Annotated in this window: 13 protein-coding genes and 1 tRNA gene; 12 read left to right on the top strand and 2 right to left on the bottom strand. The window is 65.8% G+C overall.

Going from position 1 to position 22036, the window contains the following annotated elements:
• Window positions 1–34: 34 nt before the first annotated feature.
• Together EO139_RS15640 and EO139_RS15635 are read left to right on the top strand one after the other, a co-directional pair.
• Window positions 35–109, top strand: a tRNA-Val gene (locus EO139_RS15640).
• 308 nt (window positions 110–417) lie between these two features.
• Complete coding sequence (locus tag EO139_RS15635) at window positions 418–744, top strand: hypothetical protein (RefSeq protein WP_115676295.1); 327 nt, start codon at window positions 418–420, stop codon at window positions 742–744.
• Between the two features lie 188 nt (window positions 745–932).
• Here the strand turns inward: EO139_RS15635 and prpR are convergent, their stop codons facing one another.
• Window positions 933–2540 (bottom strand): propionate catabolism operon regulatory protein PrpR, encoded by a 1608-nt coding sequence (gene prpR, locus EO139_RS15630; RefSeq protein WP_126971404.1) that lies wholly within the window; start codon window positions 2538–2540, stop codon window positions 933–935.
• A gap of 146 nt (window positions 2541–2686) precedes the next feature.
• On the opposite strand from prpR, the gene prpB reads away from it, so the two are divergent.
• Window positions 2687–3583 (top strand): methylisocitrate lyase, encoded by an 897-nt coding sequence (gene prpB / locus EO139_RS15625; RefSeq protein ID WP_104582336.1) that lies wholly within the window; start codon window positions 2687–2689, stop codon window positions 3581–3583.
• A gap of 75 nt (window positions 3584–3658) precedes the next feature.
• Window positions 3659–4813, top strand: coding sequence for a 2-methylcitrate synthase (gene prpC, locus EO139_RS15620; RefSeq protein WP_104582337.1), 1155 nt, complete (start codon window positions 3659–3661; stop codon window positions 4811–4813).
• Between the two features lie 23 nt (window positions 4814–4836).
• On the opposite strand, the gene EO139_RS21455 is transcribed toward prpC, so the two are convergent.
• Window positions 4837–4986, bottom strand: a complete 150-nt coding sequence (locus EO139_RS21455) for a hypothetical protein (protein WP_164739879.1) — start codon at window positions 4984–4986, stop codon at window positions 4837–4839.
• Window positions 4987–5021: 35 nt separating this feature from the next.
• Between EO139_RS21455 and acnD the strand changes: the two genes are divergently transcribed.
• The 8 genes from acnD (at window position 5022) to EO139_RS15580 (ending at window position 22024) form a co-directional block, all read left to right on the top strand.
• On the top strand, window positions 5022–7613 hold the full coding sequence (gene acnD, locus EO139_RS15615; RefSeq protein ID WP_126971402.1) for a Fe/S-dependent 2-methylisocitrate dehydratase AcnD: 2592 nt from the start codon (window positions 5022–5024) through the stop codon (window positions 7611–7613).
• Between the two features lie 91 nt (window positions 7614–7704).
• Entirely contained in the window at window positions 7705–7947 is a 243-nt protein-coding gene (locus EO139_RS15610) for a type II toxin-antitoxin system ParD family antitoxin (protein ID WP_065047537.1), read from the top strand.
• Between the two features lie 20 nt (window positions 7948–7967).
• Entirely contained in the window at window positions 7968–8261 is a 294-nt protein-coding gene (locus EO139_RS15605) for a type II toxin-antitoxin system RelE/ParE family toxin (RefSeq protein ID WP_202397434.1), read from the top strand.
• 93 nt (window positions 8262–8354) lie between these two features.
• Complete coding sequence (prpF, locus tag EO139_RS15600; RefSeq protein ID WP_126971400.1) at window positions 8355–9554, top strand: 2-methylaconitate cis-trans isomerase PrpF; 1200 nt, start codon at window positions 8355–8357, stop codon at window positions 9552–9554.
• Window positions 9555–9742: 188 nt separating this feature from the next.
• Entirely contained in the window at window positions 9743–11959 is a 2217-nt protein-coding gene (locus EO139_RS15595) for a TonB-dependent receptor (protein WP_104582343.1), read from the top strand.
• 106 nt (window positions 11960–12065) lie between these two features.
• A complete protein-coding gene (locus EO139_RS15590; protein ID WP_104582344.1) occupies window positions 12066–13037 on the top strand; it encodes a nucleoside hydrolase in 972 nt (323 codons plus the stop codon).
• 625 nt (window positions 13038–13662) lie between these two features.
• Window positions 13663–18564: an alpha-2-macroglobulin gene (locus tag EO139_RS15585; protein ID WP_181142018.1), complete on the top strand. Its 4902-nt coding sequence runs from the start codon at window positions 13663–13665 to the stop codon at window positions 18562–18564.
• Between the two features lie 340 nt (window positions 18565–18904).
• Entirely contained in the window at window positions 18905–22024 is a 3120-nt protein-coding gene (locus EO139_RS15580; RefSeq protein ID WP_126971398.1) for a TonB-dependent receptor, read from the top strand.
• Window positions 22025–22036 lie beyond the last annotated feature (12 nt).

The raw sequence follows: 22036 nt of genomic DNA, 5'->3' as shown, positions 1-22036 counted from the left end.
CGCAGCTGCCCTATAATGTGCGGCTCGCGTCACCGGGCGGTTAGCTCAGCGGTAGAGCATTGCCTTCACACGGCAAGGGTCACAAGTTCGAACCTTGTACCGCCCACCATCGAAATCCAGCAGCAGCAGGGTTTCAACGCGAGAAGAAGAGCCGGCCATGCGCCGGCTTTTTTGTTGTCCTGAAAGCGCTCCTGCAACCGCCTTGGGCGTCTGGCTCGGTTGAAGTGATGTGGACCACAGCCGATGCCGTCAAAACGCAGGTGTCGCCGCTATCCGCGCGAGTGGGGTGCAGAGCCCGTTGATCCCAACGACTTGTTCAAGTCGCTGACAGGCCTGTTCATCCGGTTGTGCCTGCTTGTTGCAGGCGCAGGAACGAATCGCCATCCTGCAGTCCCCCGCGTTGAAGAAGGAGTGGCGATGAAGGCGCTGCTTGGAAGTGCTCTGGTTGCGATGGCGTTGCTGGCCGGCTGTGCACGCGATGTGGGCGAGCAGTACGTGGGCAGGTGGGTCAACACGACGTCGGAGAAGAACGTGCTCAGCATCGAGCACAACGGCGAGAGCTTCATCATTCGCGATACCACGCCGGAGCGGCTCGGCGGCGGCGTCAGGACGAAGAATCATCCGGCGATCTTGAACAAGGGCGTGCTGCAGGTGTCCGGCGCCGATGGCACCGTCAACTATGCGATCGACCAGGCGACCGGGCACCTGAGTACGGGCGATACCGAGTACACGCGGGTCAAGTGATCGCTGCGCACTCGTTCAATGGGCGGGTGCTGGGTAGCGGCGCTGCGTGTGATCACATCACCAATGGGGCAGCACCCCTGGCGTGTGGAACGCGGCGCGTGACCTGTTGCCGCCGAGTGCGCGGCTGGCGTTGTAAAGATTCGCGAAACAGGTCTACGCCTGCAGCCCGGCCAGGCGAGGCCTGTATCTCAATCCCGCGATGCCGCTGCGTGTGCCTGCATCCAGCGCCACAACGTCGTGCGCGAGACGCCCAGTGCCTGTGCGGCGAGGGCGCGATTGCCGTTTGCGCGATCGAGCGCTGCGCGAACGGCCGCTGCGGTGAGTTGCAGGCGCGAGCTCGCAAGATCGGTGTGCCCAGGTGCTGCTGCGCCATCGCCATCGCCAATGCGCATCTCGAACAGCTCAGGTGCCCAGCGTTCCAGTTGATCCAGGTCAAGGCTGTGGCGCGGTTGTGCCTTCCAATGAATGCACAGGCGCTCGACCAGATTGCGTAATTCGCGCACGTTGCCCGGCCATGCGTGCTGTTGCAGCCGCTGCAGTGCTGTCGATGACAGCGGGGAAGGCATGCCGCCGAGGTGCTGGAAGTAATGTGCCAGCAACAAGGCGATCTCGTCGGGGCGGTTGCGCAGTGGCGGCAGGGCGATGCGTAGCGCTGCCAGGCGATAGAAGAGGTCGCGGCGGAAGCGTCCTTGCTCGACCAGTGCCTGCAGCGGTTGCAGGCTGGCGGCGACCACGCGCACGTCCACGGCGACCGGCAGGGTGGCGCCAACCCGCAGCACTTCGCGCTCTTCCAGCACGCGTAGCAGGCGTGTCTGCAGCGGCATCGGCAGTTCGCCGATTTCGTCGAGAAACAGCGTGCCGTCCTGCGCGGCTTCGATCAGGCCGACATGGCCGCCGCGGCGTGCGCCGGTAAAGGCGCCGTCGCTGTAGCCGAACAATTCCGCCTCCAGCAACGACTCGCTGATGGCGCCGCAGTTGATGGCGACGAAGCGGCCACGCCGGCGGCTGCCGGCATGCAACTGGCGTGCGACCAGTTCCTTGCCGGTGCCGGTCTCGCCGCTGATCAGCACGGTGCCCGGATGTGGGGCGTACAGCTGCACCAGCTCGCGCACCTGTGTGATTGCAGCATCGTCGCCCAGCAATGCGTCGGTGCGCCGTACCCGGCGCGTGACGGTGCGGCTGGCGGAGTGATCGTTGCCGGGTGCGCTCCCCAGCGCGATGGCGTGCTCGAGTGCCAGGCGGACCGAATCTGCCGAGTACAGCAGCACCCCGGGCAAGCCGGCCTGCTCGGCGAAATCGATCGCCATGCCGGTGCCGACGATGACCTGGGTGCCGCTGGCACGCAGGTCGGCGATGCAGTCGCGCGCGTCCTCGGCGGTGACGAAGCGACGGTGTTCGATGTCCAGGTCGAAGCTGTCCTGAAACGCGCGGAATGAGGGCACGTCGGTGGCATGGGTGACCACGCCGATGCGCGGTGCGATGCGGCGTGCGCGCGCCAGCGCTTCCATCAGATCGAATCCGGTGGCCTGGATCGGTGCCAGTGGCAGTGCGAGCCGGCTGCGCAGATAGGCGGCATTGGAGCCGCCGGCGACCAGCACGTCGCAGCGCTCGCGGCGCAGGCGCTGGCCGATGACCTCCACCGCCTCGGCAAAGCCGAGGTTGACCTGCTCGATGCGCGCGCGCTGGTCGAACTCGGGGATGACGTCGGCCAGCAGGCCGGTCAGGCGAGAGACGCTGACGGTCCAGATGACGGGGCCAGAGGTCTCCGTCGGCTCGATAAATCGGGGGCTGCGCATCGGTGGTGTCGCGTTGCAGTGATGTTGCATCGTGCTTGGCGCGTTGCAGTATTGCAACATTCGGCGCTGGCTGGTCCAGTCGAATCAATGGCTTGGCGTTGGCATGCCATTTGCGCTCTATCCCGCATCCCACCCCAGGAACCACCATGACGTCCTCGCCCACTGCTTCCGCCGGCACGCGCTTCCGCGCCGCGCTGGCCGCCGAATCGCCGCTGCAGGTGATCGGCGCGATCAATGCCAACCACGCGCTGCTGGCGCAGCGCGCCGGCTATCAGGCCATCTACCTGTCTGGCGGTGGTGTGGCGGCCGGTTCGCTGGGGTTGCCGGACCTGGGCATCAATACGCTGGAAGACGTGCTGATCGACGTGCGCCGCATCACCGATGTCTGCGCGCTGCCGCTGCTGGTGGACGTGGATACCGGCTTCGGGCCGAGCGCGTTCAATATCGAGCGCACCATCAAGTCGCTGATCAAGGCCGGCGCGGCCGGCTGCCATATCGAAGACCAGGTCGGTGCCAAGCGTTGCGGGCATCGGCCGGGCAAGGAGATCGTCAGCCAGGCCGAGATGGTCGACCGGGTCAAGGCGGCGGCCGATGCCAAGACCGATGCGGCGTTCTTCTTGATCGCACGCACCGATGCGATCCAGATGGAAGGCGTGGATGCGGCGATCGAGCGTGCGATCGCCTGCGTTGAGGCCGGTGCCGACGGCATCTTTGCCGAGGCCGCGTACGACCTGGAGACCTACACGCGGTTTGTCGATGCGGTGCGCGTGCCGGTGCTGGCCAACATCACCGAATTCGGCAAGACGCCGCTGTTCACGCGCGACCAGCTCGCGCAGGCCGGCGTGGCGATCCAGCTGTTTCCGCTGTCTGCGTTCCGTGCGGCCAACAAGGCGGCCGAAGCGGTTTACACCGCCATCCGGCGCGATGGGCATCAGCAGGCCGTGCTGGACACCATGCAGACGCGTGAAGAGCTGTACGAGCGCATCGGCTACCACGACTACGAGCAGCGCCTGGACGGCTTGTTTGCACGCAAAGGCGCATGATCGCGCCTTGCTGCGTGCAGGTTCGGCCATTTCATCCGTGACACCGCAACACGACACCGTTTGGGAGCGCATCGCATGAACGACACCGTCAATCCCGGCTTCAAGCCGAAGAAATCCGTCGCCCTGTCCGGCACCGCTGCGGGCAACACCGCGCTGTGCACGGTGGGGCGCAGCGGCAACGACCTGCATTACCGCGGCTACGACATCCTGGACCTGGCCACCACCAGCGAGTTCGAGGAAATCGCCTATCTGCTGGTGCATGGCAAGTTGCCCAATAGTGGCGAATTGCGCGGCTACAAGGCCAAGCTGCGTTCGCTGCGCGGCGTGCCGGCGGCAGTGAAGACGGCGCTGGAACAGCTGCCGCCGTCGTCGCATCCGATGGATGTGATGCGCACCGGCGTGTCGGTGCTGGGCTGCCTGCAGCCGGAAAAGGACGACCACAATCATCCTGGCGCGCGCGATATCGCCGACAAGCTGATGGCCTCGCTGGGGTCGATGCTGCTGTACTGGTATCACTACAGCCACAACGGCAAGCGCATCGAGGTGGAAACCGACGACGACTCGATCGGCGGGCACTTCCTGCACCTGTTGCACGGGTTTGCGCCGAAGGACGCGTGGGTGCGTGCGATGCACACCAGCCTGATCCTGTACGCCGAGCACGAGTTCAACGCGTCGACGTTTGCGAGCCGCGTCATTGCCGGCACCGGCAGCGACATGTACAGCGCCATCGCCGGTGGCATCGGCGCACTGCGCGGGCCCAAGCATGGCGGCGCCAACGAAGTGGCCTTCGAGGTGCAAAAGCGCTACGACACGCCGGACGAGGCCGAGGCCGACATCAAGGCGCGTGTGGAGCGCAAGGAAGTGGTGATCGGCTTCGGGCATCCGGTCTATACCGTGTCCGACCCGCGCAACAAGGTGATCAAGGAGGTGGCGCGCGAGCTTTCCGAGGCACAGGGAAGCCGCAAGATGTACGACATCGCCGAGCGCCTGGAGAGCGTGATGTGGGACATCAAGAAGATGTTCCCGAACCTGGACTGGTTCAGTGCGGTCAGCTACCACATGATGGGCGTGCCGACGGCGATGTTTACGCCGCTGTTCGTGCTGGCGCGTACGGCTGGCTGGAGCGCGCACGTCATCGAGCAACGCATGGACGGCAAGATCATTCGGCCTTCTGCGAATTACACGGGTCCAGAGGATCAGGTGTTCGTGCCGCTGGATCAGCGCTCCTGAAAGCTGCTGCCTGCGAGCGGCCCTCATCCGCCCTTCGGGCACCTTCTCCCGCGTTGCGGGAGAAGGGAGAGTGGCGAGCAGCAGGTGGTGACTAGCAATACGAGCACCAGCAACAGCACCAGCAACAGCACCAGCACCAGCACCAGCACCAGCAACAGCAACAGCAACAGCAACAGCAGACCCCGCCCGCTTTGTGATATCGCCAGCCATGAACAGCCAGTACCGCAAGCCCTTGCCGGGCACCTCGTTGGACTATTTCGATGCACGCGCCGCCGTGGATGCGCTGCAACCCGGCGCCTACGCAACGTTGCCGTATACCGCGCGCGTGCATGCCGAAAACCTGGTGCGGCGTGCGCAGCCAGAGATGCTGGAGGCCTACCTGCGCCAGTTGATCGAGCGCAGGCGCGACCTGGATTTTCCCTGGTTTCCGGCGCGTGTGGTCTGTCACGACATCCTGGGGCAGACCGCGCTGGTCGACCTGGCCGGACTGCGCGATGCAATCGCCGAGCAGGGAGGCGATCCGGCGCAGGTCAACCCGGTGGTGCCGGTGCAATTGATCGTCGATCACTCGCTGGCAGTGGAATACGCCGGCTTCGACAAGCAGGCCTTCGCCAAGAACCGCAGCGTGGAAGATCGCCGCAACGCCGACCGCTTCCACTTCATCGAGTGGACCAAGCGCGCGTTCGAGAACATGGAAGTGATTCCGCCGGGCAACGGCATCATGCATCAGATCAATCTGGAGAAGATGTCGCCGGTGATCTACACGCTCGACGGCGTGGCGTTTCCCGATACCTGCGTGGGTACCGACAGCCACACCCCGCATGTGGATGCGCTGGGTGTGATCGCGGTTGGTGTGGGGGGGCTGGAAGCGGAGAACGTGATGCTGGGCCGTGCCTCGTGGATGCGCCTGCCCGACATCATCGGCGTGGAATTGCTGGGCCGGCCGGCGCCCGGCATCACCGCCACCGACATCGTGCTGGCGTTGACCGAATTCCTGCGCCAGCAACGTGTGGTCGGTGCCTATCTCGAGTTTTATGGAGCCGGCGCCAGCGCGCTGACCATCGGCGACCGCGCGACCATTTCCAATATGACGCCGGAGTTCGGTGCCACCGCGGCGATGTTCTATATCGACCAGCAGACGCTGGACTACCTGCGTCTGACCGGGCGCGAGGAGACGCAGATTGCGTTGGTGGACACCTACGCCCGCCAGACCGGCCTGTGGGCGGACGACCTGGTCACCGCGCACTACGAGCGCGTGCTGCAGTTCGACCTGTCGAGCGTGGTGCGCAACATGGCCGGCCCGTCCAATCCGCACAAGCGCGTGGCCACCAGCGCGCTGGCCGAGCGCGGCATTGCCGGTATCTGGGACGATGTGCCGGGGCAGATGCCCGATGGCGCGGTGATCATCGCCGCGATCACCTCGTGCACCAATACCTCCAACCCGCGCAATGTCATTGCCGCCGGCTTGCTGGCGCGCAACGCGAACGCGCGTGGACTGACCCGCAAGCCGTGGGTCAAGAGTTCGCTGGCGCCGGGCTCCAAGGCGGTGCAGTTGTATCTGGAAGACGCCGGCCTGTTGAGCGAGCTGGAACAACTGGGCTTCGGCATCGTCGCGTTTGCCTGCACCACCTGCAACGGCATGAGTGGCGCACTGGATCCTGCGATCCAGCAGGAGATCATCGACCGCGATCTGTACGCGACAGCGGTGCTGTCGGGCAACCGCAATTTCGACGGGCGCATCCATCCCTACGCCAAGCAGGCGTTCCTGGCATCGCCACCGTTGGTGATCGCCTATGCCATCGCCGGGACAGTGCGCTTCGATATCGAAAAGGATGTGCTGGGCATCGACGCCGAAGGCGTGGCAGTGACGCTCAAGGATCTATGGCCAAGCGATGCGGAGATCGACGCGGTGGTGGCGCGCAGCGTCAAGCCGGAACATTTCCGCAGCGTCTACGATCCGATGTTCAAGCGCAGCGTGGGGCAGGGCATCCGCGTCAGTCCGTTGTACGACTGGCGGCCAACCAGTACCTACATCCGTCGCCCGCCGTATTGGGAAGGCGCGCTCGCCGGTGCACGCAGTTTGCGCGGACTGCGCCCGCTGGCGGTGCTGGGCGACAACATCACCACCGATCATCTGTCGCCGTCGAATGCAATCCTGGCCGGCAGCGCGGCCGGCGAATATCTGGCGCAGATGGGCGTGCCGGAGGAAGACTTCAATTCCTACGCCACCCATCGCGGCGACCACCTCACCGCGCAGCGCGCCACCTTCGCCAACCCCAAGCTGGTCAACGAAATGGCGGTGGTCGACGGACAGGTCAAGGCAGGCTCGCTGGCGCGGCTGGAACCGGAAGGGCAGGTGCTGCGCATGTGGGAGGCGATCGAAACCTACATGACGCGCAAGCAGCCGCTGATCATCATTGCCGGTGCCGATTACGGCCAGGGCTCCTCGCGCGACTGGGCCGCCAAGGGCGTGCGTCTGGCCGGCGTGGAGGTGATCGTGGCCGAAGGCTTCGAGCGGATTCACCGCACCAACCTGATCGGCATGGGCGTGTTGCCGCTGGAGTTCAAGCCGGGCAGTGATCGCAAGACGCTGGGCATCGACGGCAGCGAAACCTTCGATGTGGTCGGCGAGCGCACGCCGGGTGCCACGCTGACGCTGTCGATCCATCGGCGTAATGGCGAGCAGTTGCAGGTGCCGGTGACCTGCCGGCTGGATACCGCCGAAGAAGTGTCGATCTACGAGGCGGGCGGCGTATTGCAACGGTTTGCGCAGGATTTTCTTGAGGCCTCGGCAGTCTGATGGCTTCCACGCCCGAGGACGCCAGGTCGCGCGCTTGCACTCACCCGTGCAGGCGCGCACACTTTGGCAATCTTTGCCATCAGGAGGTCGTATGGCCACGATGAATATCTCTTTGCCCGACGAGCTCAAGCAGTTCGTCGATCAGCAAGTTCAGGAGCATGCCTACGGGTCCAGCAGTGAGTACCTACGCGAACTGATCCGTAAGCAACGCGATGTGGAACAGCTGCGTGGGTTGCTGCTGGATGGGGCCAACTCCGGGCCGGCCGTGGCAATGGAGCCTGATTTTTTCGACAAGATGCGTGAGCGCGCGCAGGCACGCGCTGCCAGCAAGTGAAGCCGGCGCGCTGGCGCCCGTTGGCGCTGCGCGACGTCGACGAAGCCGCTGCGTGGTATGGCGAACAAGCCGGGCTCGCGCTGGAACTGGCGTTTGCCGACGCGCTGGAGTCGGCGGTCAAGATGCTGATGCAGCACCCGGGTGTCGGTTCCAGCCGACATGCGGTGCTGTTGAAGCTGCAGGACCTGCGGGTGTGGCCACTGAAGGGGTTTCCCTATTTGATTTTCTACATCGAACGCGACACGGACATCGTCATCTGGCGTGTGCTGCAGATGCAGCGCGACATTCCTGCGTGGATGAGCGGCGACGCCTGAGCGGTTCGACGCGAGTTTTGCCTCAACTCTCCGGCAGCGCCGCAGTCGATGCGTCTTCGCCGCGATCACGATCAACCGAGATACACCAAGCCCATGACCCCTCTCTCCCAACTCCGCATCCCGGCCACCTACATGCGCGGCGGCACCAGCAAGGGTGTGTTCTTTCGCTTGCAGGACCTGCCCGCTGCCGCCCAATTGCCCGGGCCTGCGCGCGATGCGTTGTTGCTGCGGGTGGTCGGCAGTCCCGACCCGTACGGCAAGCAGATCGACGGCATGGGTGGGGCGACCTCCAGCACCAGCAAGGGCGTGATCGTGTCGGCCAGTGCGCGCGCCGGGCACGATGTGGACTACCTGTTCGGGCAGGTATCCATCGACAGCGCGTTCGTGGACTGGAGCGGCAACTGCGGCAACCTGTCGGCGGCGGTGGGGCCGTTTGCGATTGCCAATGGCCTGGTCGATGCCGCGCGGGTACCGCGCGATGGTGTGGCGACGGTGCGGATCTGGCAGGCCAATATCGGCAAGACCATCGTGGCGCATGTGCCGATGACCGATGGTCAGGTGCAGGAAACCGGCCACTTCGAACTGGATGGGGTGACCTTTCCGGCCGCCGAGGTGCAGCTGGAATTCCTCGACCCGGCCGACGCTGCCGAAAGCGAGGGCGGCGCGATGTTTCCCACCGGCAGGCTGATCGATCAGCTGGAGGTTCCCGGCCTGGGCACGATCGCCGCGACGCTGATCAATGCCGGCATTCCGACCATCTTCGTCAATGCACGCGACCTGGGCTACACCAGCACCGAGCTGCAGGAGGCGATCAATGGCGACCCGCGTGCACTGACAATGTTCGAGACCTTGCGCGCGCACGGCGCGTTGCGGATGGGTTTGATTGCGAAGGTGGAAGAGGCAGCCACGCGGCAGCACACCCCGAAGGTGGCCTTCGTGGCGCCACCGGCTGATTACACCGCGTCCAGCGGCAAGCCGGTGCGCGCGGCCGAGATCGATCTGCTGGTGCGCGCGCTGTCGATGGGCAAGTTGCACCACGCCATGATGGGCACCGCGGCCGTCGCCATCGGGACAGCCGCGGCTGTGCCTGGCACGCTGGTCAATCTGGCCGCCGGCGGCGTGACGCGCACGGCGGTGCGCTTCGGGCATCCGTCCGGCACCCTGCAGGTCGGCGCCGAGGCGCAATCGCTCAATGGCCAATGGCGGGTCACCAAGGCGCTGATGAGCCGCAGCGCGCGGGTGTTGATGGAAGGCTGGGTGCGGGTGCCGGTCGACGCCGCCGGGGGCGGTTGATCGTTCGCTATGACCGGGCACGCCCCGGCGCACAAAATGCACTTGGGTGTTGCATTAATTCGAACGCCTTTTCGAATTCGGAAAACTTTTTCGCACGCGCTCTGCCAAATTTGTGTAAATCGTGTTAATTCTGTTGCAACGCGGCATGCAGATCAGGCCGCTCCGCCAACCGAATTCGGAGTCTTCCCATGTCCGCCAGCCGGTCGCTCAAGATCAGCGCGCTCGCCGTTGCCGTCGCTTCCCTTCTTCCGCTTCATGCCGCCGCCCAGCAGGCGCCCAGCGACGACGGTGTCGTGCGCCTGGACGCGGTCAAGGTCACGGTCGAGCGCCGCTCGGAAGATTCCAAGGACGTGCCGGTCTCGGCATCGGTGCTGCGTCCGGAATTTCTCGATGCCATCTCCACCAGCGGCTCGGATATCCGCGTGCTCGCGGGCAAGGCACCCAGCCTCAACATCGAATCGTCCAACGGCCGTGTGTTCCCGCGCGTGTACATCCGCGGCTACGGCAACACCGACTTCAACACCTACGCCTCGCAGCCGGTGTCGCTGATCTATGACGACGTGGTGCAGGAAAACGCGTTCCTGAAGGGCTTCCCGATCTTCGATCTGGAAGGCCTGGAAGTGCTGCGCGGCCCGCAGGGCACGCTGTTCGGCCGCAATACGCCGGCCGGCGTGGTCAAGTTCAACTCGGTCAAGCCGACCATTGGCGCCAACGACGGCTACGCCAGCCTGTCCTACGGCACCTACGGCACGATGACGCTGGAAAGCGGCCTGAGCATCGCCATGGGCGAGCATTGGGCGGCGCGTCTGTCCACGCTGGGCCAGCGTCGCGACGACTGGGTGGAAAACCGCGATGGCCGCGACCTGGAAGGCTATACCGATTCGGCCGTGCGCCTGCAGCTGCTGTACCAGGCCAGCGACGATTTCAGTGCCTTGTTCAACGCGCATGCGCGTCACCTGGACGGCACCGCGCGGCTGTTCCGCGCCAACGTCATCCAGCCCGGCACCAACCAGCTGGTGGACGGCTTTGACGAAGAGAAGTCCTTCATCGACGGCGCCAACAACCAGGAACTGCAGACCTATGGCGGCAGCGCCAACCTGACCTGGGACCTGGGCGACATCGCGCTGCACTCGATCACCGCATACGAAGGCATCGGCAAGTACTACAGCCGCGGCGACATCGACGGCGGCTTCGGCGCGGTATTCGCACCGCCGTCCGGCCCGGGCGTGATTCCGTTCCCGGTGGAAACCGCCGGCGGCATCAAGAGCCTGGACCAGTACAGCCAGGAACTGCGCGCCGAATCGCAGTACGAGGGCCCGCTCAACTGGCAGGCCGGTCTGTACTACTTCCACGACGATGTGGAAGGCGAAAACTACACCTACAACACCTTCAGCGGCGGCGATCTGGCCAGCTACCAGCTGACCCGCCAGCGCAATACCTCGTGGGCGGCGTTCGGCTCGTTGAACTATGCGGCCACCGATCGCCTGAACCTGCGCGCCGGCATCCGCTACACCTACGACAAGAAGACCTTCGACGTGCTGGCGCTGGATCGCGTCACGCTGGTCGAGCCGTCCAGCGGCGAGACCGACAACTCCAAGGTCACCGGCGATCTGGCGGCCACCTTCGCCATCAACGACGACGTCAACGTGTACGCCCGTGCGGCACGCGGCTTCCGCGGCGCCAGCTTCGGCGTGCCCTCGGGCACCGCGCCGCTGACCGTGGCCGAGCCGGAGACGGTGGATTCGTTCGAGATCGGCATCAAGTCGGATCTGTTCGACAACCGCGCGCGCCTGAGCTTCGACATCTACGATTTCCGCGTCAAGAACCAGCAGCTCACCGCGGTGGGCGGCGTCTCCAACGACGTGCGCCTGCTCAACGCCGACAAGACCAAGGCGCGCGGTGCCGAGTTCGACTTCGAAGCGCTGCTCACCCAGAACCTGCGCGTCACCGCCGGCGGCGCCTACAACTGGACCCGCATCGACGACCCTGCGCTGTCGGTGGGCGTGTGCCGCACCTGCACCGTGACCGACCCGCTCAACGCGGCCGGCAACGCCATCATCGACGGCAACGATCTTCCGCAGGCTGCCAAGTGGATGGCCAACGCCACCCTGCGTTACGGCATCCCGATGGGCAACGACGGCGAGCTGTTCTTCTACACCGACTGGTCCTACCGCAGCGAAGTGAACTTCTTCCTGTACGACTCCAAGGAGTTCACCGGCCAGCCGCTGGTCGAAGGCGGCGCCAAGATCGGCTACAACTGGGGCGCGGGCGCGTACGAGGTGTCGGTGTTCTGCCGCAACTGCACCAACCAGATCCGCGTGACCGGTGCGATCGACTTCAACAACCTCACCGGCTTCATCAACGACCCGCGCATCGTCGGTGCGCAGTTCCGCGCCAACTTCTGATCGGCGTGGTGGTGTAGCACGATTGAACCGCCGGCCAACACGCCGGCGGTTTTTTTATGGTCGCAGGAGCAGATACATGCAGCAGAGATGGCGAAACGCGTGGTGGATGCTGGGGCTGTGGTGCGCATCGGCAGTGGCATGGGGGCAGGCGCCTGCCGTGGCCGCAGCGCAGGCGCCGCCAACACCCACATCCACCGAGTTGCTGGTGGTCTCCACCGATATCGGCGACGACATCGACGATGCATTTGCGCTGGGGTTGTTGCTGCGCAGCCCGCAGCTGCGGGTGCTGGGCATCGCATCGGCCTGGGGCGACACCGGCTTGCGCGCGCAGTTGCTGCAGCGCCTGTTGCAGCAGGCCGGGCGCAGCGAGATCCCGTTGGCGGTGGGGGCACGCACCACCAGCGCGATCCCCTTCAGCCAGGCGCGCTGGGCCGCCAGGGGACAGGCGCCAGGCAAGCTGCCGGATGCGGCGGCGATGATCCTGCAGCAGGCGCGCCTGCACCCCGGCGAGGTGACCTTGCTGGTGTTGGGGCCGATGACCGACGCGGCACTGGCGCAGCGGCGCGACCCGGCCGGCTTTGCCAGGCTCAAGCGCATCGTGGCCATGGGCGGCTCGGTCCGCGTTGGCTATGGCAAGTCGGCGTATCGGCCGGCCAGTGCGCCGGCGGCGGAGTACAACATCCTGGCCGATGTGCCAGCGGCGCAGCGGGTGTTCGCGGCCGGCGTGCCGATCGTGTTGCTGCCCCTGGACGCCACCCAGGTTCCGCTGGAAGAGCCCGAGCGCGTCGCGCTGTTTGCACACGGCGACGGGCTCACCGATGCGCTCACCCAGCTGTATTACCAGTGGCGCAACACCGACCAGCCCTGGGCCAGCGCCACGCCGACCTTGTTCGACGCTGTGCCGGTGGCCTGGCTGCTGCGCCCCGCACTGTGCCCGACCACGCCGTTGCACCTGGACGTCGATGCGCAGGGGTACACCCGCGAAGGCACAGGCACGCCGAACGTGCAGGCCTGCCTGCGCGCGGACAAGCCGGCGTTGATCGAGATGTACATGCGCACGGTGCTGCAGTTGCGCTAGGAGCGCAGAACGAAACGGCTTTACAGCGATAGTGCTTCAACTTCGCTGCAGGGCCCTTGCCCGCCCACCGTCGCGGGACACGCCGCAAGTACGTCCGTGTAGGCTCCGGCGCGGCATCCATGCCGCTCAGGGTCCCGCGACGGTGAGCGGGCAAGGACCAGTCGAGATGGTCGGTGTGCATGGCAAGAGCAGTGCTGGATGCGTCTTGTTCGATCATGAAGCGTCGGCTCCACGTCCGATGCGCGCCGCACGACAGACAGCTTTCAGATGAGTACCGACCAACTCTCTGGTGCGGTGTCCTCGCCGGTTGCGGGACCGTGTGGCGGCATGGATGCCGCCACCGAGCCTCCATGGACGGATTCATGGCGTGTCCCGCGAGCGGTGAGGGGACCGCGCACTCGACCAACCAGGCTTTTGACTGCATCTAAAGAAGCCGGCCAGCAAAAACACGGCGCCTGCCGTCGGTCGGGCGTTCAGTACATCGCAACGCTCGCCCGGCCGCGCATCATCACCGCCCATCGGTAAGTCCCTGCGCTGCCATGGCCACGATGAGTGACGTGAACGGCATCGCTATACTTGCGTCCTCAGTCATGGGGTAGCGCGAATGGACAGCAGGGAATCAGGGATGAGGTGGTCGGGCACGCGGCGGATGTTGCTGTGGGTGGTATTGCTGTGCGTGGCGATCGGCGCGGTGGCGTGCAAGCGCAACGAAAGCGGCCAGTTGCCTGCCGCCAGCGGCGAGGCGATCAAGGCCGACAAGCAGGCGATCACCGGTTTTGCGCTGGCGCGCGCCTATCCCGACCAGACCAGCGACGGGCTGTCGCTGGCGCTGGAATTCTCGCGGCCGCTGGTCGGCACCCAGGACTTCGATGCGCTGGTGCGCTTCGAGGAAAAGGTCGGCACCGGCGACAGCAGCTGGACGCTGTCCGACGATGGCAAGACGTTGCGCTACCCGTACGTGGAAGCGGCCAAGGACTACACCGTGCTGGTCGACGCCAACCTGCTGGCGGCCGATGGCAGCCGCCTGGGCAAGCCGCTCAAGCAGAAGGTCTACACCGGCGCGCTCAAGCCGGTGGCCGGGTTCGCCTCGCAAGGCAGCGTGCTGCCGGCGCGCGAAAGCCGCGGCCTGCCGGTGGTGTCGGTCAACGTGCCGGAAGTGGACGTGGAGTTCCTGCGCGTGCGCGAGAAATCGCTGCCGGCGTTTTTTCAGCAGTTCCAGCGCGGCGGCCGTCGCGGCAGCTGGGAGCTGGAGAGCGAATACAACGACAAACAACCGCTGTCCAAGTTGGCCGACCCGGTCTACGTCAATCGTTTCATTCTCGGCGGCAAGCAGAACGAGCGCGTGCTGACCTACCTGCCGACGCAGGACATCAAGGAGCTGCAGGAGCCGGGCCTGTACTTTGCGGTAATGAAGCGCGCCGGCAGCTTCGAGAACGAACAGGAGACGGCGTTCTTCACCGTCAGCGACATCGGCCTGCATACGCGCGCCTACAAGGACAAGCTGTTCGTGCACACCGCCTCGTTGCAGAGCGGCGAGCCAATCAAGAACGTGGAAGTGCGCATCCTCGATGCCAAGGGCGAGCTGTTCCTCAAGGGTGCCACCGACGGCAACGGCAATGCGCTGCTCAACTACACGCTCGATGCCGGCCACGTGCTGGTGGCGCGCAGCAAGACCGATATCTCGGTGCTGCCGTTCAACCAGCCGGCGCTGGACCTGAGCGAATTCGCGGTGGCCGGGCGCGAGAGCGCCTGGTTCGACGTGTTCGCCTGGGCCGGCCGCGACCTGTATCGCCCCGGCGAGACCATGCGCGTGTCGGCGATCCTGCGCGACAACGACGGCAAGCCCACCAAGCCGCAGCCGGTATTCCTGCGCCTCAAGCAGCCGGACGGCAAGACCTTCCGCGAGACCCGGCTGCAGCCGGGCGAGCAGGGCTATTTCGAGTTCAGCCAGCAGATTCCGGCCGATGCGCCGACCGGTCGCTGGCAGGTGGAATTCCGCACCGATCCGGCCAGCAAGGACGCCGTGCAGGGCATGAGCGTGCGCGTGGAAGAGTTCCTGCCCGAACGCATGAAGCTGGACCTGGATAGCACGCAAAAGACCCTGAGCGCCGGTCAGCCGTTCACGCTGCTCGCCAATGCCGCGTACCTGTACGGCGCGCCGGCCGACGGCAACCGTTTCACCGCCAAGCTGGCGGTCAGCGTCGAGCAGCATCCGCTCGCGTCCTTGCCGGGCTGGTTCTTCGGCGACCCCACGCTGGAGCTGCCGCGCGAAGCCAGGGACGTGATCGAGACCACGTTCGGCAGCGACGGCGTGTTGCGCGAAGACATCGCGCTGCCGGCCGAAGCCAGGCCGGTCAGCACGATTGCCGCGGTGGTCTCGGGCAGCGTGTACGAGACCGGCGGGCGCACCGTCACCCGCACCGTCAAGCGCGTGCTGTGGCCGGCCAAGGCGCTGGTCGGCGTGCGCCCCCTGTTCGACGACAAGGACGGCACCGATGCCAATGGCACCGCACGCTTCGAACTCACCCGCGTGGACGCCGATGGCAAGCCGCAACCGGCCAAGGGCCTGAAGGCCACGCTGGTGCGCGAGCTGCGCGACTACCACTGGAACTACACCGACGACCATTGGGATTACGACTTCACCCGTCGCTTCGAGAACAAGGACACGCGCACGCTCGACATCGCCGGCGGCAACGCCAAGCTCGAGTTTCCGGTGGAGTGGGGCGAGTACCGCCTGGACGTGTTCGACCCGGCCACCGGGCTGACCACGCGCTACCCGTTCCGCGCCGGCTGGAGCTGGAACGACGAAAACCGCGGCCTGGACGCGCGCCCGGACAAGGTCAAGCTGGCGCTGGACAAGACCGGCTACCGCGCCGGCGACACGCTCACCGTCACGCTGACCCCGCCGCATGCCGGCAAGGGCGTGTTGCTGGTGGAAAGCGACAAGCTGCTGTACGTGCAGGACATCGACGTCAAGCCGGGGAGCACGTTCGACATTCCGGTCACCGAGGCCTGGGAACGCCACGATGTGTACGTCACCGCGTTGGTGTTCCGCGGCGGCAGCGCGCCGAGCAAGATCACCCCGGCGCGCGCGGTGGGCGTGGCGTATGTGCCGATGGACCGCAAGGCGCGGCGTGTGGCGGTGGGCCTGGCTGCACCCAAGCAGATGCGCCCCGAGCAGGCCTTGCCGGTGACGGTGAGCGTGCCGGAGCTGGCCGGCAAGGCGGCGCACGTGACCATCTCGGCGGTGGACGTGGGCATCCTCAACATCACCCGCTTCCCGGTGCCCGATGCCAATGCGCAGTTCTTCGCGCAGCGACGCCTGGGTACCGATGCCTACGATATCTACGGGCGGGTGATCGAAAGCTTCGAGGGCGCCAGCGGCAAGCTCAAGTTCGGTGGCGACATGGCGCTGGAAGCCTTGCCGCAAGCCAAGCGCCCGACCGCGCGCGTGCAGACCGTGGACCTGTTCTCCGGCTCGGTGAAACTCGATGCCCGGGGCAATGCGCGCGTGCAACTGCCGGTGCCGGATTTCAATGGCACCTTGCGGGTCTCGGCATTGGTGTATTCGGAGACGCGGTTCGGCAATCAGTCCATGGAAACCGTGGTGCGCGCGCCGATCCTGGCCGAGGCCAGCATGCCGCGCGTGATGGCGCCGGGTGACCGCAGCACGGTGACGCTGGACGTGCAGAACTTCACCGGCAAGCCGGGCGAGTTCAACGTGCGCGTGGACGGGATCGGCCCACTGGCCATTGCCGAGGCCGCGCGCAGCCTCAAGCTCGGTGTGGATGCCAAGCAGACGCTGAGCTTCCCGCTGAGCGCCACCGAAGGCTATAGCGTGGCCAAGGTGCGCGTGCGCGTGGACGGCAACGGCTTCAAGGCCGACCGCAGCTACGACCTGCCGGTGCGTGCCGGCTGGCCGCAGGTGTTGCGTGCGCAGACGCGCGTGCTCGATCCCCTGGCACCGATCAGCCTGGACAGCGGCTTTGCCGATGGCCTGATGGCCGGCTCGGTGACCGCGCGCATGGTGGTCAGCCCGCTGCCGCCGATTCCGTTCGCCAGCGCCCTGCAGGGTGCGTTGGACTACCCGTACGGCTGCGCCGAGCAGACCACCAGCAAGGGCTACGCCGCGCTGCTGCTCGACGATGCCACCGCCCGGGCGCTGGGCACCAAGGGGCTGGAGGCGGCCAAGCGCCGCGAGCGCATGGAAGGCGCGTTCGGTCGCCTGGCCTCGATGCAGATCGCCAGCGGGCATTTTTCGATGTGGGGCGACGACGGCTACGTCAATCCGGGCCTGACCCCGTACATCGCCGAGTTCCTGCTCGATGCCAAGGACGCCGGTTTTGCGGTGCCCGACAACGTGCTGCAGAAGGCGCTCAATCGGCTCAGCGAGGACCTGCTGTCCGGCGGCAACGAGTTCTACGGGCAGGATCGCCGCGATAGCCTGAAGTTCGCCAACCAGGCCTGGTCCGGCTACGTGCTGGCACGCGTCAACCGCGCCCCGCTGGGCACGCTGCGTGCGCTGTACGACAACCAGCGCGACAAGGCGCTGACCGGTCTGTCGCTGGTGCATCTGGGGGCGGCATTGTCGCTGCAGGGCGACACCAAGCGTGGGCAGGCGGCGATCAAGGCCGGTTTTGCCAAGGACAGCAGCGAACGCCCGTCGTACTTCGCCGATTACGGCAGCGCGATCCGCGACGATGCCTTGATGATGGCGCTGCTGCACGAGCGTGGCCTGTCCAGGCCCGAGTACGACACCCGCGCTGTCGCGCTGGGCCGTGCGCTGGATGCACGACGCGCCACCGGCTGGCTGTGGCTGAGCACGCAGGAGCAGGTGGCTCTGGCGCGCTTGGGCAAGGCCTTGATGGTCGGGCAGGGCAAGCAGATCTCCGGCACCTTGAGCGTGGGCGGCGAAACGCAGCAGATCGCGCCGGCGCGCCTGTTCGGGCGCAGTTTCGACAGCGCCGCCTTGGCGCGCGGCGTGCAGTTCGCGCCGCAGGGCGAGGCCCCGATGTACGCCAGCCTGGAAGTGGCCGGCATCCCGCGCAGCGCGCCGGAGCCGGACACGCGCACCCTCAGCGTGGAGCGCAGCTGGTACACCACCGACGGCAAACCGTGGACGCCGCGTGCATTGAAGGAAGGCGAGGCGTTGATCGTGCGCGTGGCCATCACCGCCAACAGCGACATGCCCGACGCACTGCTGACCGACCTGTTGCCGGCCGGGCTGGAGATCGAGAACTTCAATCTCGGCGATGCCAAACAGTGGGCCGATGTGGTGGTGGACGGCATCGGCATCAGCGAGCGTTCCAGCGCCGCCGATGTCAAGCACGAAGAGTTCCGCGACGACCGTTATGTGGCCGCGCTGGCGCTCTCCTCGGGCAGCAAGGCGCAGCTGTATTACCTGGTGCGCGCCGTCACGCCGGGTACCTACACGGTGCCGCCATCGTTGGTGGAAGACATGTACCGCCCCGAGCTGCGCGGCGTGGGGCGCAGCACGCCAGCGACGATGACGGTGGTGCAGCCGTAGGGCCGCGCCATCCCTGGCGGCCACTGAAACTCTCCCTTCTCCCCTCGGGAGGAGGGGCCCCGCAGGGGCGGATGAGGGTACGTGCGAAGCCTCATGTCATTCACTGCCGGGTGGCTTCCCCCGTACCCTCACCCCAACCCCTCTCCCGGTGGGGGAGGGGCTTTCCCGCGTCACGCAGAAGGTTTTCGCGAACTGCTAACTGCCTGCTTCGCATCCAGCGACATCGTTGCGCACTGTCTTTTCGATGCGATGCCAGCGACACGCAAGGGTCATTTTTGCTGGCTACGGTGGCGTGCTTTCTCATCGGCGCGGCGTCCTTGCTGCGCGATCCCGGGATTCCATGCAGCGCTCCGATTCGTACCGTTTGCCCCTGTCCGTTCTCGCCGTGGCCATTGCGGCCTGTTCGCCTGCTTTGCAGGCCTACGCAAGCGAGCGTGCGGCGATTCCAGCCGACGCCTCAGCTGAGGCGTCTTCTACGGCGAGGGGCGCAACCGCGAGCCCATTAACGAGCGCAGCTATAGCGAATAATGAAGAGGCAACCACGTCCGAAGCGACAGCCAATAATGACAAGGCTGCCACGCCCGATGCTGACGTTGCGGCTGCAAAGCAACGCTCTGCGTTGTCAGTAGAGGCATCTGCAGATTCCACAGACGCTGCATCGATAGACCCTGCATCGGCTACATCGCCAGTAGCGTCGCAAGGCGATGCAGCCGACCCCGACGCACCGGCCACCACCAGCAAAACCGGCGTGCAAACGCTCGACGCCATGCAGGTCACCGGCGTGCGCCGTGCCAATGCCGCCGCGGTGGAAAGCAAGCGCGCGGCGACCAACATCACCGATGTGATCAGCGCCACCGATGTGCGCGCCTTGCCCGACAGCACCATCGTCGAAGCACTGCGCCGCGTGCCCGGCCTGTCGGTATTGCCGGCCACCGACAACGAGCATCCGCGCGACGAGGCTGCCACACCGGTGCTGCGCGGCCTGGGCCCGTCCTACAACAACGTCACCATCGACGGGCTGACCATCGCCTCGCCCGGCACGCCAAACGGCACGCTCGGCTCGATCACCCGCGGCGTGCGGCTGGATCTGCTGCCGGCATCGATGGTCAGCGAGTTGCAGGTGGTCAAGACCTTCACGCCCGACCTGGATCCCAATGCGACCGGCGGGGCGATCAACCTCAAGACACGCAGCGCATTCGAAAACGGTGGCAAGCCGTTCTTCAGCGCCGAAGCCGCACTCGGCCACGCCAACGATGTCGGCAAGCCGCGTGATCAGGACGACCCCGGCTATCGTTTGAACGCCACCGGCAGCCGCACCTTCGGCAGCGAGCAGCAGTACGGTTTTACGCTGTCGGCCAACTACCAGACGCTGAGCAGTTACACCGAAACCCACATGACCACCGACACGGTGCATTACGGGTTCTACGACAACACCGGCGTGCTGCAGACCGGCGCCAATCTCGGCAATGGCTGGGCGGTGCCGCAGCAGGACAAGTACTGGTACGTGCAGAACCAGCGCGACCGTTACGGTGTCACCGGCAAGTTCGAGGTGCATCCCAGTGCCGCGCTCGAGGCCTATGCCATGGCGGGCTATTACTATTTCAAGGACAACATGGAGCGCAACGAGGTCATCATCGACCCGCGCAACCGTGGCCAGGTGTTCAACCAGACCGCCACCTCCGGCAGCTACCCCGGTGGCGATATCGAAGTGGGCTACTCGAACCAGATCGTCACCACGCGCACCAAGGTCGCGCAACTGGGCACGATCTGGCGGCCCACCGACCGGCAGCAGTTCTCCGCGCGCGGGGCGTGGTCGGATGCGACCTACGACGAGCCGATCCGCATGATCAAGTACGCCACCGGCATCACCCGCGCCGCGCCGGTACCGGTGGGCCAGACCGGCAGCGGCGTGACCGTCAATGCCACGCCCGATTACGCGTTCAACTACGACACCTCCGGCTTCGACCAGCGCTTCGGCGTGTCGCCGCAGGCCTATAACGATCTGGGCAACTACAGCCTGTCGTACTGGCGCCCGGACTACAAACGCACCGCCGCCGACCGCATTCTCACCGGCCGGCTCGACTATGGGTTCAACCAGGGCGAGAGCGACCAGGGCATCGGCTTTGCGGCAGGCGTGTCGTATACCACCGATAAACCGTCCTACGATATCTATCGCGTCGAGTACCAGCCCAATACCAGTGCGCCGGCGTTGGGCCTGGCCGATGTGGCGGGCACCGGCCGGGCGCCGATGCGCTATGCCGGCCTGAACCTGATCACCATCGATCCCGACAAGGCCAATCGCGCGTTGGCTGCCACGCCGCTGAGCGCGTTTAACAGCACCGACCAGCAGGCCTTCAGCAACCAGGACAACTTCACCCATACCGAAAAGACCGTCGGCAGCTATGGGCTGGTCAGCTATCGCAGCGAACGTTTCAACGTGCAGGGCGGCCTGCATTTCGACAGCACCAGGCTCAACACGGTCGGCCGCCAGCGCCAGCTGGATACGGCGACCAACCGCTATGTGTATATCGATAACCCGACCAACGCGGACTACGATTATCTGCTGCCCTCGGCCATCATGACCTACCACCTGAGCGATGCATTGGACTTGCGCGCCGGCGCAAGCCGCACGCTCGGCCGCCCGCCATACGATGCGTATGCGGCGCGCACTTCGATCGGCTTCGTCAACACCGCCGATGCCGGCAACCCGAATGCGCAAGGCGTCACCGTCACCATCGGCAACCCGGACATCAAGCCGCGCGTGTCCAATAACCTGGATCTGTCGCTGGAATGGCGCCTGCCCGGCGATTTCGACGCGTTCGCGTCCGCGGCCGTGTTCGACAAGCGCATCCAGGACGAGATCTTTACGCTCTCGCGCACCGACAGCTTCAGCTTCGACGGCACCACCTATGCCAACGCGCTGATCAGCACGCCGGCCAATGCTGCCAAGGCGCGCATCCGCGGTGTGGAATTCAACGGCATCGTCAACACCCTGGCGCCGATTGCACCATGGCTGAGCGGGGTCGGTTTCAGCGCGAATGTTGCGGTGCTCGATGGCAGCCTGGATGTGCCCTACAGCGTCGGCAGCGGCAGCAACGTGCGCCAGCGCGAGCGCAAGCTCGACAACCTGGTCGGCCAGCCGGACTACACCGCTAATGCCACGCTGTTCTACAACACCGGCGGGCTAGAGCTGCGTGCGGCCTACAATCGCCAGGGCAAGGCCTTGCGCGCCATCGTCAGCAACATCGACTGGCAGGATCTGTACTGGTCGCCGCGTTCGCAGCTGGATTTCACCGCCACCTATGCCATCAGCAAGCAGCTCAGCCTGATCGGCCAGGTCAGCAACCTCACCCACAGCCGCATCACCAGCGTCACCGGTCCCGGGCAGAACCTGCTCAAGGACAGTTATTCGGTGCCTACGACCTACTGGTTCGGCCTGCGTTTTACGCCGACGCTCTAGGCGCGGCGAACG

The sequence above is a fragment of the Xanthomonas sp. BRIP62411 genome (assembly GCF_003993525.1).
In the GTDB taxonomy this organism is placed as follows: domain Bacteria; phylum Pseudomonadota; class Gammaproteobacteria; order Xanthomonadales; family Xanthomonadaceae; genus Xanthomonas; species Xanthomonas euroxanthea.
This window is presented reverse-complemented; position numbering and strand designations above follow the sequence as displayed.

Bases quoted from the DNA above. Each gene is read 5' to 3' on its own strand.
- EO139_RS15635 (WP_115676295.1), top strand. From the start codon at position 418: ATGAAGGCGCTGCTTGGAAGTGCTCTGGTTGCGATGGCGTTGCTGGCC.
- prpR (WP_126971404.1), bottom strand. From the start codon at position 2,540: ATGCGCAGCCCCCGATTTATCGAGCCGACGGAGACCTCTGGCCCCGTC.
- prpB (WP_104582336.1), top strand. From the start codon at position 2,687: ATGACGTCCTCGCCCACTGCTTCCGCCGGCACGCGCTTCCGCGCCGCG.
- prpC (WP_104582337.1), top strand. From the start codon at position 3,659: ATGAACGACACCGTCAATCCCGGCTTCAAGCCGAAGAAATCCGTCGCC.
- acnD (WP_126971402.1), top strand. From the start codon at position 5,022: ATGAACAGCCAGTACCGCAAGCCCTTGCCGGGCACCTCGTTGGACTAT.
- EO139_RS15610 (WP_065047537.1), top strand. From the start codon at position 7,705: ATGGCCACGATGAATATCTCTTTGCCCGACGAGCTCAAGCAGTTCGTC.
- prpF (WP_126971400.1), top strand. From the start codon at position 8,355: ATGACCCCTCTCTCCCAACTCCGCATCCCGGCCACCTACATGCGCGGC.
- EO139_RS15595 (WP_104582343.1), top strand. From the start codon at position 9,743: ATGTCCGCCAGCCGGTCGCTCAAGATCAGCGCGCTCGCCGTTGCCGTC.
- EO139_RS15590 (WP_104582344.1), top strand. From the start codon at position 12,066: ATGCTGGGGCTGTGGTGCGCATCGGCAGTGGCATGGGGGCAGGCGCCT.
- EO139_RS15585 (WP_181142018.1), top strand. From the start codon at position 13,663: ATGAGGTGGTCGGGCACGCGGCGGATGTTGCTGTGGGTGGTATTGCTG.
- EO139_RS15580 (WP_126971398.1), top strand. From the start codon at position 18,905: ATGCAGCGCTCCGATTCGTACCGTTTGCCCCTGTCCGTTCTCGCCGTG.